This is a genomic window from Planobispora longispora, assembly GCF_016863135.1.
Lineage (GTDB): Bacteria > Actinomycetota > Actinomycetes > Streptosporangiales > Streptosporangiaceae > Planobispora > Planobispora longispora.
The window spans coordinates 26,301-42,259 of the sequence record NZ_BOOH01000051.1 but is presented as its reverse complement, the minus strand read 5'-3'; the positions used below and the strand labels follow the sequence as shown (position 1 = coordinate 42,259).

Below are 15,959 nucleotides of genomic sequence, written 5' to 3'. Positions count from 1 at the left end.
GATGTCGTCAGGCCGGGGACGGGTCCCGGACCGGGGAGAGGCGGGAGCCGGGGAAGGGCGCGAGAAGGGTCTCGCGCCACGGGCCGTCGAGGAAGTCCCTGGCGCGCTTGCCCCAGGCCAGCAGCCGCTCGTCGGGCTCGGCCTCGTCGTCCAGCCCGAGGGCCGCGTCCCTGGCGCGCTGCGTGGCCAGGTGCGCGTCGAGGGACACCCCCCAGATCGTGACCACCTCGGTGTCGCAGAACAGGACCTCGTACAGGCCGACCGGCCGGTGACCGTGGTCGGCGAGGACGGGCGCCCGCTCCTCCCGGACGGCGTCGAGGTAGTCCAGGGCCGCCCCGGGACGGACCCTGGCGCTCTCGTAGAGGTAGAACGGCGCGGCGTAGCCCTCGGCGGTGATGTCGGCCAGCGCGGGGCTGCCCCGCACCGCGCCGAGCGGGCGCGAGAAGGCGGAGAAGCGCAGGTCGTCGATGTCGGACAGGAAGAGCCGGTCGTCGACGCCGTCGTAGATGTCCATCATCTGCCGCCAGCCGCCGTCCCAGCCGCCGTGGCAGTCCCAGAGGGTGACGGCTCTGAACTGGGGGTGGCCGGTGATGCCGACGGCGTAGAAGGCCCCGACCAGGTCGATCTCCCGTGACCGGATCGACAGCCCCTTCGTCAGCTCGGGGGCGTCGAGTCCCTCGTCCTCTTTCTTGTAGCGGGTGAGCCAGGTCAGGTACTCCAGCGGCCTGCGCGAACTCATCGGCCGGAAGTCGACCTCTTCGACCAGGTAGATCCCACGCCGCACGGCGAGCCTCCTGTCCCAAGCAGATGCTTGGTTGGCAATCTAGCCGAGGAGCCGCCCGCCGTACAGGCCGGGAGGCCGGCGCGCCCCGCCGGGGAGGAGATCGTCAGGCGGCCGCCGCGGCGGGCCGCGGGCCGCGGCCGGTCAGCCACTCGATGACCATGCGGTGCCCGTGGCGGGCGTCCTCGAAGTGCCCCCAGCGCCAGTAGCGCGGCTGGTCGCGCACCCCCGTGACCCACGTGCGATAGGAGACCGCCGCCCCGCCGCCCCCCGCCGCCCCGCCGACGCCGTAGGTGCGGATCACGACGCGGCCGCCCGGTGCGAACAGCACGTCGTCGGCCACGGGATACAAGGTCATCTGGTCCTGCACGTTCGGTTCCCCCTCTTTCTCCGGTGGCTCCGAACTCTGCCCGGCCGGCGCTCCCGCCCCGTTACGCCTCCGGCGCGCCCGGGTTAACCGCGCGCGCCGGACGTAAAAACAGTGTTACGCCGTCAGGCTGTCGAACTCTCCATCCTTCACTCCGAGCACCAGCGCGCGGATCTCGTCTCGGGTGTAGATGAGGGCCGGCCCCTCCGGGAAGCGGGAGTTGCGGACCGCCACGCTGCCGTCCGGCAGCTCGGCGAGTTCGACGCAATTGCCCTGCGAGTTGCTGTAGCGGCTCTTGCGCCACTCGGCCCCGGCCAGCTCCGTGGCGGGCATGCCGTTATAGGTCTGCTCCATTTACATCTCTCTGAGAAGGGCGCCGAGAATCTCGGTGGTGCCCCCGGGCGTCGTGCTCTCCACGCACAGCTGCTCCATGGCCGTGAGGTAAGGATCGACTTCCTCACGCTTGTCCAGGTAGAGGGCCCCCCAGAGCTGCTCGACGTAAACGACGTCCGACAGATCGGACTCGGGAAATCTGAGGATGCTGAACGCACCACCCTCGGCCGCATGCATGCCGAACTTGAAGGGCATCACCTGGAGGGTGATGTTGGGCAGCGTCGCCGCCTCCAGCAGGTGCTGGAGCTGCTCACGCATGATCTCCCCGCCCCCGATCGGACGTTTCAGGGCCGCCTCGTCGATGACGGCCCACAGGCGGGGACCGTCGGGCTTGGCCAGACGTTCCTGCCGCTGCATGCGCATATGCACCCGGCGCTCGATCTCCGCCTCGGGCACGTCCGGGTAGCCCAACCGGATCACAGTCCGCGCATAGGAGGCCGTCTGCAGCAGGCCGGGAACGAACTGCACCTCATAGGTGCGGATCACGTTCGCCGCCTCCTCCAGCCCCACGTAGGTGGTGAACCAGGACGGCAGGAGGTCGCCGTACTTGTGCCACCATCCGGGGGTGTTCGCCTCGCGGACCATCTCCAGCAGGCCGCGCCGTTCCGCGTCGTCGAGCACGCCGTACAAGGTGAGCAGGTCTTCCACGTCCCGTGTCTTGAACCCGACCCGGCCCAGTTCCATCCGGCTGATTTTGGACTCGGAGGCGCGGATGTGGAATCCGGCCGCCTCGCGGGTGAGCCCCTTGTCTTCACGCAGGCGGCGCAGACTCGCGCCGAGCATGATCCGCCGGACAGTGGAACCGGTACCCGGAGGGTCGATGGACACGTGGTTCTCCTTGCTCGCTTCCTGATCACAGTGTGTCATCTCGGAACCGGGAATTTCCCGGCTACGAACAAGATCCCCTTTCCGTCGGCTTTACCGAACCAGGGGTACCGTAGCGCCTGCACAAGCCGTCTGCACGTGCATCCGCTCTTGCAGTTGCTCTTGCACCTGCACATGAGTATGCCTCATGATGATCTGCGTGCAGTCCACCCGAACCGCGCCGCCCCGCCCCGCCTGGACGGCGCTCGACTGGTGGCCACCCGTCGGCTGGTGGCCCGACCCGGCCCGTGATCTCCTTTCCGGGTCGCCCGCGAGCCCCCCTCCCGGATGCGCGGCCGCCAGCGCCACCTTCGTCCTGCCGCCGAGCACCGAGTCCGTCCACTCGGCGCGCAGCTTCACCCTGGGGACCCTCACCGGCTGGAAGCTCGACGACCTGCGCGAGAACATGGAGCTGGTCGTCTCGGAGCTGGCCACCAACGCGATCAGGCACGGCCTCCGGCTGGCCGCGACGCACAGCAGGGAGCCGGTCCGGCTCTCGCTGATCCGCAGGGGCGACATGGTCGTGTGCGCGCTCAACGACCCGGGCGCCGGGTCACCCGCGCTCCGCGACCCCTCCCCCCTGGACGTCGGCGGCCTGGGACTGCACATCGTCGAGTCGCTCAGCGTCCGCTGGGGCTGGGCACCGCTCGCCCCGTACGGCAAAATCGTCTGGGCCGTCCTGCGGCCCTGAACCGCTCTCCGAACGCCCGGCCGGCACACCGGCCGGACACCCCCTCACCCCCCCGCCGACATCCCCGTCACACCGGAGCCCCGGCGCCGCACCCCCGCGGGCCCGGGCCCTTCCCCGCCCGAGAACCCGAGCCCTCCCCGAGAAGGCGCCGCCTCTTCCCCTCTTCTGGCGCCGGCCGGTCCCGGGGCCGCGCCGCCCCCCCGGCCCGGCCCCGGGACCGCACCAAAACCGACGAACCCTGCCACAGCCCCCCATGGAACACGTTGCATTCCGCGCGGTGCATGCCCTGGGGCATCCCCTCTGCATTACCGTTGAGGTCCATGGCTCACGGAAAGTCCCCCGCGCGAGATTCCTAAGAGAGCTGCGAGATGGACGATCACCTGCTCGGCTGGTTGAAAACCCTCGACGAGGAACGGCTCGCCCGCGTCCTGGCCAACCGGTTGGACGCCATCACCCCGCCGTGGCCGCGCCGCCTCGACACGCTGGCGCAGCGGCTGGGGAGCGGCTTCGCCGTGCTGGAGGTGCTGCGCGCCCTGCCGCTGCCCGCCCTGGAGGTCGCCGAGGCCGCGCTGGCCCTGGGCGACCGCGTCGGCGTGGAGGACCTGGCCGGCTTTCTCGACGTGTCCGAGGACGAGGTGACGCCCTGGCTCGACCTGCTGTCCGAGCACGCCCTGGCCTGGCCGGACGGCGATGGGCGGATCCGCTTCACCGGCGCGCTCGGCCGCTGGTGGACGGCCCCCTGCGGGCTCGGCGAGCCGCTCACCCACTACCTGAACTCCTGGACGACCAGCGTCGACTCCCTGCGCGCCCTGGCGAGGTCGCTCGGCCTGCCGCAGGGGCACAAACGGCGCATGATCAATGCGATCTCGGAGGTCCTGGCCGACCCGGCCCGGGTGGCGGCGCTGGCCGAACGGGCTCCGGCCGGCGCCGAGCGGCTGCTGGAGGACTTCGCCTGGGACGGCCCCGTCCGCGACGTGGACGGCGGCCGTTTCGTCGTCCCGGGCACGCCGGAGAAGTGGGCCGCCGACCACGGGCTGATCTTCCGGCCCAGCTGGAACGTGGGCGAGATGCCGCGGGAGGTGACGCTCGCGCTCCGCGGTCCCGGCTACCACCCCCCGTTCACCCCCGTCGCCCCCGACCTCGCGACGCTCCCGGTGGACCCCGAGGGCGTGGACCACCTGATGACCCTGGCCGCCCCGCACGTGGTCGAGCGCTGCGCCGCGATGCTGGAGAACACGGCCAAGACCCCCCTGCCCCTGCTCAAGGCGGGCGGGATCGGGGTCCGCGAGGTCCGGCGGGTGGCCAAGGAGACCGGCTGCGACGAGGACGAGACCCGGCTGCTGCTGGAGGTCTGCGCGGTGGCCCGGCTGCTGGCCTGGGACGAGTCCGCCGGCGGGCTGGTGCCCACCGACCGGTTCGACCGCTGGCGGCTGGACGACGCGCCGGCCAGGCTCCGGGTGCTGCTGGCGGCGTGGTGGCGGATGGAGCGCTCGTCGCTGCGCCGTACCGGCGGGAAGTACGGCACGGTGCTCGGCGACGACCCCGCCGGGGCCTCGGTGGCCCAGGCCCGCCGGGCGGTGCTCGGCGTGCTGGCCCGGCTCCCGGCCAGCACGGCCTGCGCCGACCGGGCCGGGCTGGTCCGCCTCACCCACTGGCACGCCCCGCTCCTGGACCGGGCGCTGCTGGCCGAGTGCGTCCCGGCGGTCCTGGAGGAGGCCCGCCTGCTCGGTCTGGTCGCCCATGACGCGATCACCGATCTGGGCCGCACGCTGGCCGCCCTGCACGCCGACGCCGGGGAGGAGAGCGACGACTCCTCGCCGGTCGTGGAGCACGACCCCGCCCTGGTGGAGTGCTCGACCCGGGCCATGGCCAGCGTGCGGCGCAGCGCCCTGTTCGGCGCCGACCTGACCGCCGTGGTGACCGGACCGCCCTCGGCGGAGCTCGCCGAACTGCTGGACCGCGCCGCCGAACGGGAGTCGCGCGGCGCGGCCTCGGTGTGGCGCTTCGGCCCGGCCAGCGTGCGCGCCGCCCTGGACTCCGGCTATACCGCCGACGGCCTGCTCGCCGACCTCGCCGAGGTGGGCACGGTCCCCCAGCCCCTGGAATACCTCGTGCGCGACGTGGCCAGGCGGCACGGCGAGGTCACGGTGACCACAGTCGCCTGCATCGTGCAGGCCTCCGACCCGGTGCTGCTGGCCGAGATCGCCGGCCATCGCAGGCTGGGCCGGCTGGGCCTGCGGCTGCTCGCGCCGACCGTGCTGGCCAGCGCGATGCCCGCGGACAAGACCCTCGCCGCGCTGCGGGAGAGCGGCTACGCCCCGGTCCCGATAGAGGACACCGGGGAGATCACCGTCCGCCGCACCCGCATCGAGGAGCCGCAGGGCGGACGGCTGATCCTGCTGCCCGGCGGCCAGGTGGCCGAACTGGACCCGCCGGCGCACGTGCTGGTGGAACCCCCGCCGGACCCGCACGAGCACGCCCGGCGGCTGCTCGTCGCCGAGGGCGGGACCGCCCAGCCCGTCGCGCGCACCTGGGCGGTCATCGGCCGGATGGCCTCCCGCCTGCCCACCGCCCAGCAGTCCCTGCTCGGCTTCGTGGTCGACCGCGGCGTCCGGGCGGCGATCACGCTGGCCGACGGCGTGACCGCCACCGTCAGCCACGGCGAGCTGCGCAGCGGCGTGCTCGACGCGTGGTGCGAGGAGGCGGGCGACTATCTGGAGTTCCCGCTGGCCGACATCGTCGAGGTCCGCGGCGCCTTCGCCTGACCTCGACGATCCGGCCGCGACGGCCCGGCCGCCCCTACAGCTTCTTCGCCTTGGCGAGATTGGTGGAGAGCTCCTCCAGCATCTCGACGTAGCCCTGGTAGCTGTAGCGCTGCTCGGCCCGCCAGGGGTAGACCTGCCCGGCCTTGACCGCGGGGAGCTTGGCGAAGGTCGGCTTCTTCATCATCTCCTCGACCTTCATCGACTGGGCGCGGGCGTCGACGAGGATCACGTCCGCGTCGTACTTGTCGGCGTTCTCCCAGCTCAGGGTCTCCCAGTAGCCGGTCTTCTCGACATTGCCGGGGACGACGACGTCCAGGCCCAGCTCCTTCATGTACCCCACGTCGATGTGGTCCTTGAAGTGGGCGATCCACAGCGCCTCCGGGCCGCCCGCCATGACCAGGATCTTCAGCTGCTTGGCCTCGGGGGTGGGCAGCGCCTTGGAGGCCGCCTCGAACTCGGCCTTCGCCTCGGTCACCGCGGGGGCGTTCAGGTCGGCGCCGAGGGACGCGGCCACCTCGCCGTACCTGGCGATCAGCTCGGGGATCGACCTGCCGTACAGCTTGACGCCGAGGGTGGGCGCGGCCTGCTCGATGGTCTCGGTGGACTTCTCCGGGACGTACCAGAGGGTGTCGCCGTTGTACATGCCGCTGACGAGCAGCTCGGGCTGGAGCGAGATGTACTTCTCGACGTTGAACTCGTCCCAGACATTGCCGAGCGTCTCGACCTTGGTGAGGTCGACGGCGCCGATCTGGGGATCCTTGGCTCCGTCCTGCAGCTTGTGCGGGCCGAAGACCGCGATCGGCCGGACGCCGAAGTCCCACAGCACGGCGGCCGCGCCGATCTGCGCCACGATCCGCTCGGGGCGCTTGGGCAGGTCGAGCTTCTTGCCCCGGTCGTCGGTGAAGCTCCACGGGCCCGCGGCCGGCGCGGAGGGGGACGCGGCGCTCCCGGTGGCGGCCTTCTGCTCCCCCTCCCCGCATGCGGCGAGGGTGAGCAGGGTGGCGCCGAGGCCGGCGGCCAGGAACCCCCGCCGAGACAGGTCGGGTAGCGACATTTCCCTCTCCAAAGGATAGGCTTACCTAATTACTAAATCTTTAGATTAGCCTTACCTAACTATGAAGACGAAAGGGGGTCGGGTGAGTCCGGGCGGTGTGGTCGAGGCAGTGCCTGAACAGGCGCCCGGGAAGACGCCGGCACGGCGGGCGGGACGCTCGGCCGCGCTGGCTGCGGGACTGCTGGCCGGTGTGGGCGCGCTGGTGCTGCTGGTGCTGCTCAGCATCGCGGTGGGCTCCCGCTCGGTCCCGCTCTCCACCGTGCTGGACGCGCTGACCGCACCCGACGGATCCACCGACCACACCGTGATCAGGGAACTGCGCGTGCCGCGCACCCTGCTCGGCCTCGGGGTGGGCGCGGCGCTCGGTCTGGCCGGGGCGCTCATGCAGAGCCTGACCCGCAACCCGCTCGCCGACCCGGGCCTGCTCGGCGTCAACTACGGCGCCGCGCTCGGCGTGACCGTCGCCCTCGGCCTGCTGGACCTGTCCGACCCGGCGGTCTACGTCTGGTTCGCCTTCGCCGGCGCGGCCCTGTCGGCCGTCCTGGTCTACGCACTGGGCTCGGCGGGACGGTCCGGCGCGAGCCCGGTACGGCTGGCACTGGCGGGCGTCGCCCTCGGCATGGTCTTCCACGCCGCCTCCTCGGCGATCCTGCGCATGGACACCGCCACCTTCGACCGCATGCGGTTCTGGCTGACCGGCTCGCTGGCCGGGCCGACCCCCGAGATCGCCGTACGGCTCGCGCCGTTCCTGGTCGCGGGGGTGGTGCTCGGGCTGATGCTGGCCGGGCCGCTCAACGCGCTCGCCCTGGGCGACGACGCGGGACGCTCCCTGGGCGTGGGCGTGGGCCGGACCCGGGCGCTGACCGCGGTCGCCGTCACCCTGTTGTGCGGGTCCGCCACCGCCGCCGCCGGGCCGCTCTGGTTCGTCGGCCTGGCCGTGCCGCACGCGGTGCGCACCTTCACCGGCCCGGACCAGCGCTGGCTGCTGCCGTACACCGTCATGCTCTCCCCCGTGCTGCTGCTCGGCTCCGACATCCTCGGCCGGGTGATCGCGGCCCCCGGGGAGGTGCAGGTCGGCATCATGTGCGCCGTCGTCGGCGCCCCGGTGTTCATCCTGCTGGCCCGCCGCAGAAGGCTCGCCGCGCTGTGACCGACCGCCTCCTCCCGCGCCGGGGCCCGTTCCCCGCCCGGCGTCCTCGCCCCGACGGGGCCCGCCCGCCAGTGACAAGGAGCCTGACCCCATGACCGTCCTCCGCCTGGGCCCGTGGTCGGTGCGGCTGTCCCCGCGCGGGGTCGCCGCCGCGGCCGCGATGACCGTCGTGGGCGTCGCGGTCAGCCTGGTCGCCCTGTCCACCGGGGAGTACACCGTCCCCATCCCCGACATCGTGACCTCGGTGTTCGGCCGGGGCACCCCGGCCGCCGAGCTCATCGTCGGCAAGCTGCGCGCGCCCCGGGTCGTGACGGGCCTGCTGGTCGGGGCGGCGTTCGGGCTGAGCGGGGCGATCCTGCAGAGCCTGACCCGCAACCCGCTCGGCAGCCCCGACTTCCTCGGCTTCACCGCGGGCGCCTCGACCGGCGGCATCGTCGCGGTCGTCATGGGCGGCTCCGCCTGGCAGATCGCGGCCGGCTCGCTGCTGGGCTGCGTGGCGAGCGCGGCGCTGGTCTACGGGCTGTCGTTCCGGGGCGGCGTGCAGAGCTACCGGCTGGTCCTCGTCGGGATCGGCGTCGGCGCGGTGCTGGTCTCCGTCGACTGGTACCTGCTGACCCGGGCCAACATCCACGACGCCGCCTCCGCGGGGGCCTGGATCACCGGCAGCCTGAGCGGGCGCGGCTGGGAGCACGCGATCCCGGTGGCCTGCGCGCTGCTGCTGCTCCTGCCGGTCTGCGCGCTGGTCTCCCGGCCGCTGCGGATGATGGAGATGGGCGACGACTCCGCCAGGGCCGCGGGCATCAGGGTCGAGCCGGTGCGCGCGGCGGCCATCGCCGCGGGCGTGCTGCTGTGCGGCGTCGCCACCGCGGCCGCCGGGCCGGTGATCTTCGTCGCGATGGCGGCCCCCCAGCTCGCCCGGAGGCTCTCCCGCTCCCCCGGCGTCACCATGGCCGCCTCCGCCCTGATGGGCGCGGTCCTGCTGGTGGCGGCCGACCTGGCCGCGCAGCGCCTGTTCGCGCCGGTCCAGCTCCCCGTGGGAATCATGACCGCCGGGATCGGCGGCACGTATCTGGTGTTCACGCTCCGGAAGGAACGACGTTGAGACTGTACGGCAGCGGCCTGACGCTCTCCTACGACCAGCGCGTGGTCGCCACCGGGCTGGACGTGACGATCCCGGACGGCTCCTTCACAGTGATCATCGGGCCGAACGCGTGCGGCAAGTCCACGACGCTGCGGGCGCTGGCCCGCATGCTCAAGCCCCGCGCCGGAGCGGTCCACCTCGACGGCTCCGTGATCACCTCGCTGCCGTCCAAGGAGGTGGCGCGCCGCCTCGGCCTGCTCCCGCAGAGCTCGATCGTGCCCGACGGCATCACCGTGGCCGACCTGGTCGGCCGGGGCCGCTACCCGCACCAGCGGCTGATGCGCCAGTGGTCGAAGCAGGACGAGGTCGCGGTGGCCTCCGCCATGGAGGCCACCGGCGTCACCGAGCTGGCCGAACGCTGCGTGGACGAGCTCTCCGGCGGCCAGCGCCAGCGCGTATGGCTGGCCATGGCGCTGGCCCAGGAGACGCCGATCCTGCTGCTGGACGAGCCGACGACCTTCCTCGACATCGCCCACCAGATCGAGGTCCTCGACCTCTGCGCCGACCTGCACGAGCGGGGGCGGACGCTGGTGGCGGTGCTGCACGACCTCAACCAGGCCTGCCGCTACGCCACCCACCTGATCGTGATGCGCGAGGGCCGGATCGTGGCCGAGGGCGACCCGACGGAGATCGTCACCGCCGAGCTCGTCCAGGAGGTCTTCGACCTGCGCTGCGAGATCATCGAGGACCCGCAGAGCGGCACCCCGATGATCGTTCCCGAGGCCCGCCGCCGCACCCGCGCCACGGCCTGACGCCCGCGGGCCCTCGCCGGGCGCCGGCGCACGCCGCGCGCCGGCGCCCTCCGGGGCGTCAGCTCCGGCCCGCCTCCCGCGCCACGCGCTCCAGCCGGGCCCGGTGCTCCTCCCATCCCCCGTCGGCCGGGGCCAGGTTGTCGTTGCCCTCCCGCAGCCCGGCGGCCCCGTCGACGAGCTCGCGGACGATGTCGGCGTGCCCGGCGTGCCGGTTGGTCTCGGCGATGACGTGCACCAGGATCCGGTGCAGCGTCGTCGTGGCGTGCTCATCCGGCCACCACGGCACCCGGCCGGTCGCCTCCGGGGACAGCTCGTCGATCGTCGCGTCCGCGTGCGCCCACACCCGGCGGTACAGGCCGACGATGTCCTCGCGCGACTCGTCGGCCGTCGCCCACATGTCCGCGTTGGGCTCGGCGTCCTCGGCGTACCAGGGCATCGGCTCGGGGAACGGCCGCCCGAAGGTCTCGCCGAAGTATCCCGCCTCGACGCTGGCCAGGTGCTTGACCAGCCCCAGCAGGTTGGTCCCGGTGGGGGTCAGGGGGCGGCGGACGTCGTACTCCGAGAGCCCGTCGAGCTTCCACACCACGGCCTCGCGGACGGACTTCAGGTAACGGTGGAGATCGGCCTTCGGCCCCGGTTCAGTCATGCCCGGCATCCTTCCACCCCGCCCCGACACTTCCACCCGCCGCCGGCGCTCCCTCCGGCTCCGGCGTCACGGGGTGAGGGTGAGGGTGTTCTCGGCGGCCTTCCGTACGGCCTCCTCGGTGGAGTGCATCGGGGTGAAGCCGCCGTCGGCCCACAGCTCGGCCTGGTCGTCGTAGTTGCCGTGGAAGGCGTGGCCGGACGCGCCGGTCAGGTTGATCCACTCCGAGCGGTCCGGGTCGGCCAGGTCCACGACCATGCGCATCGACGGCACCCAGTCGACCTGGTACCCCTCGGTGGCGTCCCAGCCGGTGGCGTTCACGGTGTCCTTGCCGCCGCCGGTGCGCAGCGGACCCCGGTTGAACAGCCACTCGATCGGGGCGATGCCGCTGGTGCCGAAGGTCTCGTGGGTGAGGTCCAGGGTGTGCAGGTCGCCCCAGGCCCACTCCGCCGGGTCGTCGCCCAGCCGCTCGCGCAGTTCGGCGTCGGCGTCGGCCATCGCCGCCTTGAGCATGTCGTCGCGGCGCTCGGTCGTGCCCGTGGTGCGGACGTCGTCCCAGAACGGGTCCTCCGGCTTGTCCAGCAGCAGGCGGATCACCTCGTACCAGCGGTCGTTTCCGCCGGGGGCGACGGCGCCGGACAGCTCGTCGGTGAAGACCCGCTCCAGCAGGTTCAGCCAGACGGCGTTGAAGTAGGCGGCCCCGGCCGACTCGCGGCCCTGGCCGAAGTCCCAGTCCTTGAGCGTGTCGTTCGGGACGCCGGCCCGGAGCAGGTGCGGGACGAGGAGCGGGGCCAGGCCGTGGTGGTCGTCCATCTGGATCTCACCCATGGCCTCGACGGTCATCCCGCCCTCGGCGATCGTCTCCTTCACCCGCTCCACGATCCGCTGGGAGCGGTAGCCGTGCGACCAGTCGGAGGTCAGGAACAGTTCCTTGCTGGGGCGCATGACCGCGTTGTTGGCGGTGACGATGTAGCCCTCGGGCGGGTTGTAGACGTGCGGCAGCTTCTCGAACGGGACGAAGCCGGTCCACTCGTGCTTGCCGTCCCAGCCGGCCACGGGCATGGTGCCGTCGCCCTCGGACCGGACCGGGATCTTGCCGGGGGCCTGGTAGCCGATGTTGCCCTCGACGTCGGCGTAGATCAGGTTCTGCGCCGGGGCCTCGAAGGCGGCCGCGCCCTCGCGGAACTGCTCGAAGTCCTCGGCGCGGTTCATCAGCAGGATGGCGTCGGCGGTGCGGCCGGGGTCGAGCGCGGTCCAGCGCAGGGCCACCTCCAGCCCCTCGCTCTTCTCGCCCAGGCGCGCGGCGGCCCCGGGCACGGCCTCGCGGGCGTCGCCGAACACGCCGGAGATGATCGGGCCGTGCCCGGTGCTGCGGACCTTCAGCTCGACCGGCTCGGCCCCGGCCACCTTGATCTGCTCGGTGCGCACCCGCATCGGCTGCCACTCGCCCGCGACCTCGACGGTGTCGCCCTTGACGCGCTCCAGGTACAGGTCGCTGACGTCGGGGCCGAGATTGGTGAAGCCCCAGGCGATCTTGTCGTTGTGGCCGATCACCACGCCGGGCAGGCCCGCGAAGGTGTAGCCGGTCACGTCGTAGGGGCAGGCGGCGTTCTTGGTACGGCAGTGCAGTCCGGCCTGGTACCAGATGGACGGGATCCGGGGCCCCAGGTGCGGGTCGTTGGCCAGCAGCGGCTTGCCGGTGGAGGTGTGCGCGCCGCTCACCACCCAGGAGTTGGAGCCGATCCCGCCGAAGTCGCCCCCGGCGGTCCCGAGGAGGGCGGGCGCGGCGTCCACCAGCGCGGCGGCCTCGCTCAGCGCGTCCGCCGCGCCGACCGGCCGCCCGCCCTCGGGCTCCGGCTCCGCGCCGTTCCCGGTCCCGGTCACGATCGGCTGGTGCCGGTCGAAGGGGTAGCCCGGGTAGAGCTGCGCGGCCCGCTCGGCGGGGAGACGGGCCGCCACCAGCGCCCGGTCGATCTCCGACTCCATGTTGGAGCGCAGGTCCCAGGCCATGGCCTTGAGCCAGGCCAGGGAGTCGGCCGGGGTCCAGGGCTCGGGCTCGTAGCCGGAGTTGGTCAGCTTGAGCACGCCGTACTCGAGGCTCTTCTCGGCGAACCCGTCGTGCTGGGCCATCCAGGCGTTGACTCCGGCCGCGTAGTCATCGAGGGCCTGCCGGGTCTCCGGCTTGAGCAGCGGGATCTCGGCCTCGGCGGTGCGCCGCCAGCCGAGGGTGCGCACGACCTTGTCGACGTCGAGGGTCGAGGCGCCGAAGACCTCCGACAGGCGGCCCGCGGTGGTCTTGCGGCGGAAGTCCATCTCCCAGAAGCGGTCCTGGGCGTGCACGTATCCCTGGGCCTTGAGCAGGTCGGCGGCGCTGTCGGCGTAGATGTGCGGGATGCCCCGGGCGTCGCGGTGGACGGTGACGGCGGCGGCCAGCCCGGGGAGTTTCACCTCGCCGGACACCTGCGGGAAGGACTGGCGGACCGTCCAGGTCACGGTCCCGGCCAGGGCTACGGTCAGGACGAGGAGGACGGTGAGGATCCGGGCAAGCCACCGGATCGGCCGCGATAGACCGGCAAATGGAGCAATCCGCACAGAGATGACCTTTCATCGCATAAGTTACGCAACAGTAAGTATGAGACACACTCATGTGACTTGGGTTACCTGGCGGTAGCTTTTCGGACTCGACACGCACCCCGCGTCCGGCCGGCTCAGCAGGACAGGAGGGCCCGGACCGCCGCCCTGGCCCGCGCCTCGCCGTACTCCCCGGCCAGGGCCGTCAGATGGTCGGCGGCCAGCGGGGCGAGCAGGGCGTGCGCGAGCGGGTCGGCGTCGCACCCCGGACGGGCCTCGGCCAGCAGGATCGCCACGTGCAGACGCCAGAACCGGTAGGCGCCGATCCGGTACCGGGCGCCGGGGCTGGAGGTCTCCGACATCCGGACCAGGTCGAGGTGGCCGAGGACATAGTCGAGGTAGGCGTCCACGAACGCCGTCAGCCGCTCACCGGCCGGCGCGCCGGGGCCGAGCGGGGGAGGCCCGGACAGGATCGCCCCCTGCAGCTCCCGCTCTCGTTCGTCGAGGAGGGCGACCGCCAGCCCCGACTTGTCGCCGAACCGGCGGAACAGCGTGCCCTTGCCCACCCCCGCCTCGGCGGCGACGGCGTCCATCGAGACGTTGTCCACGCCCTTCTCACGGAAGAGCCTGGCCGCCGCGGCCAGCACCTTCACCCGGTTGCGCGCGGCGTCGGCCCGTTCCGCGGGCGGCTCCCCCATCAGCACCCGCAACGGCTCGCTTGACGAAACGGACTGCAGTCCGGTAATTTCCGAGTCACTCACACAAACGGACTATAGTCCACTTAATCCTCGGAGGCCAGCATGACCACGCTGATCAGCCGCGACGAACTCAGGTCCGCGATCGAGACCGGGACCGTCGTCGTCGTGGACACCCTCGGCGGCGACTACTACGCCCAGCAGCACCTGCCGGGGGCGATCGCCCTCGTGGAGAGCGAGGTCGCCGACCGCGCGGCCGAACTGCTCCCGGCCAAGGACGCCACCGTCGTCACCTACTGCTCCAACCCCGCCTGCGGCAACAGCGAGGCGGTCGCCCGGCGCCTGACGGCCCTGGGCTACACCGACGTGCGCAAGTATCGCGAGGGCATCCAGGACTGGGTGGAGGCGGGCCTGCCCGTCGAGACCGGCGCCGGGCAGGCCATCGCCTCCGGCCGCTGACTCGCGAGACCGGAGATCAGGAAGGGACCGGCGTGCGGTCGACCTCGCGGGTCACCGCCCCCACTCGTCCAGGTCGCGCAGCCGTGCGGCGAGGGAGGCCCGCACGTCGCCCTCCGCCTGACCGCCGAGCGTCAGGCGGAGGGGAGGACGGTCGGCGTCCACGACGTCCAGCACGGCCCGGGCCACCGCGGCCGGGTCGATGAACGCCTCCGGCGGCAGCTCGCCCAGGGAGCCCTGCACGGCCCGCACCGTCACGTCGTAGTCGGCCACCGGTTCGGCGAAGGCGAGGTTCGACAGGAACGAGGTGGCCGCGTAGCCGGGTTCGATCAGCGTCACCTTGACGCCGAGCGGCGCCAGCTCGGCGACCAGGGCGTCCGACAGTCCCTCCACCGCGTATTTGGTCGCGGACAGCAGCCCCACCCCCGGATGAGCCGTCTGCCCGTAGACCGAGGACCCCTGGAGGACATGGCCCGAGCGCTGGGCCCGGAGCACCGGCAAGGCGGCACGCAGCACGTTCAGGACGCCGAAGACGTTGGTGTCGAAGACGGCCCTGGCCTGCGCGTCGCTCACCTCCTCGACGGCTCCGAAGAGCCCGTATCCCGCGTTGTTCGCCACCACGTCGAGCCGGCCGAATTCGGCGACGGCCCGGTCGACGCCGTCGCGCACCGCCCCCTCGTCCCGGACGTCGAGCTCCAGGGCGAGGAACCTGCCGGGGAAGCGCTCGGCGAGGTCCGCGATGCCGCCGACGCGCCGTGCCGCGGCGGCCACGCGGTCACCCCGCCCGAGGGCGGCGAGCGTCAGCTCGCGGCCGATTCCCGAGGAGGCCCCGGTGACGAACCAGGAGCGGCCGGAGGTTGCGGCCCCGGTCGGCGCGGTCTCTGTTGTGGTCGTTGCAGCTTTGATCGACATGGTTATGAACGTACAGCTTTAGAACATAACCAGCAAGCGATAAGTTCGTCTTGAGTTATTAGCTAGGTCCGTTTACTCTGTCTCCGGCTATCATGACCGACGTGGTCAGCGATCAGGGGCGGCACAGTCCGCTCAGCCCGCCGGATGCGGCGGATCTCGTGCTCGACTTCGTCAACACGCGTCCGATCGACGGACGCGCGGAACGGCTGGCCGACGCTTCGGCGACCGGCCGGTGGCTGCGCGCGACCGGACTGGTCCACACGGAAACCCTGATCACCGAGGCGGACGCCGCGGCCGCCCGGGAACTCAGGCAGGCCCTGGTCACCGTGCTGCTCGCGCATGCCGGCGAGCCGGACGGCGACGGCGCGACGCTGGAGGCGGCCGAGGCCTATCTGCGGCGAAGCGGTGCGATGTACCCGCTGTCGCCTGTCATCACCGCGGATGACGTGCGGCTCCTCCCGGCCCAGGTGGGTGTGGCCGGCGCGTTCGGCGCCCTCCTGGCGGCCGTGGCCGACCTCGCCCGGAAGGGCACCTGGACACGGGTGAAGGCCTGCCGGAACCCCCCCTGCCACCTGGGCTTCTACGACCGCACCCGGAACTGCTCGGCGGCGTATTGCAGTCCGAGGCGCTGCGGGGCGCAGGTCGCGATGCGCTCCTACCGCAGCCGCCGTACCGCAGGCGCGGAGGACGCGCCGATCGGGTAGGCGGGCCGATCGGCGGGTCC

The 15,959-nt window shown here is 72.4% G+C and carries 16 protein-coding genes; 7 read left to right on the top strand and 9 right to left on the bottom strand.

Features of this window, described 5'->3' with window-relative positions; genetic code table 11:
• Window positions 1-7 precede the first annotated feature (7 nt).
• The 4 genes from Plo01_RS30310 to Plo01_RS30295 form a co-directional block, all read right to left on the bottom strand.
• Window positions 8-784 (bottom strand): hypothetical protein, encoded by a 777-nt coding sequence (locus Plo01_RS30310; protein ID WP_203894145.1) that lies wholly within the window; start codon window positions 782-784, stop codon window positions 8-10.
• 103 nt (window positions 785-887) lie between these two features.
• Window positions 888-1,151, bottom strand: coding sequence for a hypothetical protein (locus Plo01_RS30305; RefSeq protein WP_203894144.1), 264 nt, complete (start codon window positions 1,149-1,151; stop codon window positions 888-890).
• 114 nt (window positions 1,152-1,265) lie between these two features.
• On the bottom strand, window positions 1,266-1,502 hold the full coding sequence (locus tag Plo01_RS30300; protein ID WP_203894143.1) for a DUF397 domain-containing protein: 237 nt from the start codon (window positions 1,500-1,502) through the stop codon (window positions 1,266-1,268).
• Window positions 1,503-2,369 (bottom strand): Sco1979 family transcriptional regulator, encoded by an 867-nt coding sequence (locus Plo01_RS30295; protein ID WP_507763412.1) that lies wholly within the window; start codon window positions 2,367-2,369, stop codon window positions 1,503-1,505.
• A gap of 187 nt (window positions 2,370-2,556) precedes the next feature.
• Between Plo01_RS30295 and Plo01_RS30290 the strand changes: the two genes are divergently transcribed.
• Complete coding sequence (locus Plo01_RS30290) at window positions 2,557-3,096, top strand: ATP-binding protein (protein ID WP_203894233.1); 540 nt, start codon at window positions 2,557-2,559, stop codon at window positions 3,094-3,096.
• A gap of 368 nt (window positions 3,097-3,464) precedes the next feature.
• A complete protein-coding gene (locus Plo01_RS30285; RefSeq protein WP_203894142.1) occupies window positions 3,465-5,861 on the top strand; it encodes a helicase-associated domain-containing protein in 2,397 nt (798 codons plus the stop codon).
• Between the two features lie 34 nt (window positions 5,862-5,895).
• On the opposite strand, the gene Plo01_RS30280 is transcribed toward Plo01_RS30285, so the two are convergent.
• Window positions 5,896-6,915: an ABC transporter substrate-binding protein gene (locus tag Plo01_RS30280; RefSeq protein WP_203894141.1), complete on the bottom strand. Its 1,020-nt coding sequence runs from the start codon at window positions 6,913-6,915 to the stop codon at window positions 5,896-5,898.
• Window positions 6,916-6,976: 61 nt separating this feature from the next.
• Here Plo01_RS30280 and Plo01_RS30275 point away from each other — a divergent pair, with 61 nt between their 5' ends.
• The 3 genes from Plo01_RS30275 to Plo01_RS30265 all read left to right on the top strand — a co-directional run bounded on the left by Plo01_RS30275 (window position 6,977) and on the right by Plo01_RS30265 (window position 9,958).
• The gene (locus Plo01_RS30275) at window positions 6,977-8,065 is read left to right on the top strand and encodes a FecCD family ABC transporter permease (RefSeq protein WP_203894140.1); all 1,089 of its coding nucleotides are present in this window, start codon (window positions 6,977-6,979) and stop codon (window positions 8,063-8,065) included.
• Window positions 8,066-8,156: 91 nt separating this feature from the next.
• Window positions 8,157-9,167, top strand: coding sequence for a FecCD family ABC transporter permease (locus Plo01_RS30270; protein ID WP_203894139.1), 1,011 nt, complete (start codon window positions 8,157-8,159; stop codon window positions 9,165-9,167).
• Complete coding sequence (locus tag Plo01_RS30265) at window positions 9,164-9,958, top strand: ABC transporter ATP-binding protein (RefSeq protein WP_203894138.1); 795 nt, start codon at window positions 9,164-9,166, stop codon at window positions 9,956-9,958. Before Plo01_RS30270 ends, Plo01_RS30265 begins: the two co-directional genes overlap by 4 nt.
• A gap of 58 nt (window positions 9,959-10,016) precedes the next feature.
• Here Plo01_RS30265 and Plo01_RS30260 read toward each other — a convergent pair whose 3' ends face one another.
• From Plo01_RS30260 to Plo01_RS30250, 3 genes are all read right to left on the bottom strand, one after another.
• Window positions 10,017-10,604: a DinB family protein gene (locus tag Plo01_RS30260; RefSeq protein WP_203894137.1), complete on the bottom strand. Its 588-nt coding sequence runs from the start codon at window positions 10,602-10,604 to the stop codon at window positions 10,017-10,019.
• A gap of 66 nt (window positions 10,605-10,670) precedes the next feature.
• Window positions 10,671-13,094: a penicillin acylase family protein gene (locus Plo01_RS30255; protein WP_239317358.1), complete on the bottom strand. Its 2,424-nt coding sequence runs from the start codon at window positions 13,092-13,094 to the stop codon at window positions 10,671-10,673.
• A gap of 215 nt (window positions 13,095-13,309) precedes the next feature.
• On the bottom strand, window positions 13,310-13,933 hold the full coding sequence (locus Plo01_RS30250) for a TetR/AcrR family transcriptional regulator (RefSeq protein WP_239317356.1): 624 nt from the start codon (window positions 13,931-13,933) through the stop codon (window positions 13,310-13,312).
• 39 nt (window positions 13,934-13,972) lie between these two features.
• On the opposite strand from Plo01_RS30250, the gene Plo01_RS30245 reads away from it, so the two are divergent.
• A complete protein-coding gene (locus Plo01_RS30245) occupies window positions 13,973-14,326 on the top strand; it encodes a rhodanese-like domain-containing protein (protein ID WP_203894135.1) in 354 nt (117 codons plus the stop codon).
• 51 nt (window positions 14,327-14,377) lie between these two features.
• On the opposite strand, the gene Plo01_RS30240 is transcribed toward Plo01_RS30245, so the two are convergent.
• A complete protein-coding gene (locus tag Plo01_RS30240; RefSeq protein ID WP_203894134.1) occupies window positions 14,378-15,235 on the bottom strand; it encodes an SDR family NAD(P)-dependent oxidoreductase in 858 nt (285 codons plus the stop codon).
• A gap of 101 nt (window positions 15,236-15,336) precedes the next feature.
• On the opposite strand from Plo01_RS30240, the gene Plo01_RS30235 reads away from it, so the two are divergent.
• Window positions 15,337-15,939 carry a CGNR zinc finger domain-containing protein gene (locus tag Plo01_RS30235; RefSeq protein ID WP_203894133.1) on the top strand — a complete coding sequence of 201 codons (603 nt, stop codon included), beginning with the start codon at window positions 15,337-15,339 and terminating at the stop codon, window positions 15,937-15,939.
• Window positions 15,940-15,959 lie beyond the last annotated feature (20 nt).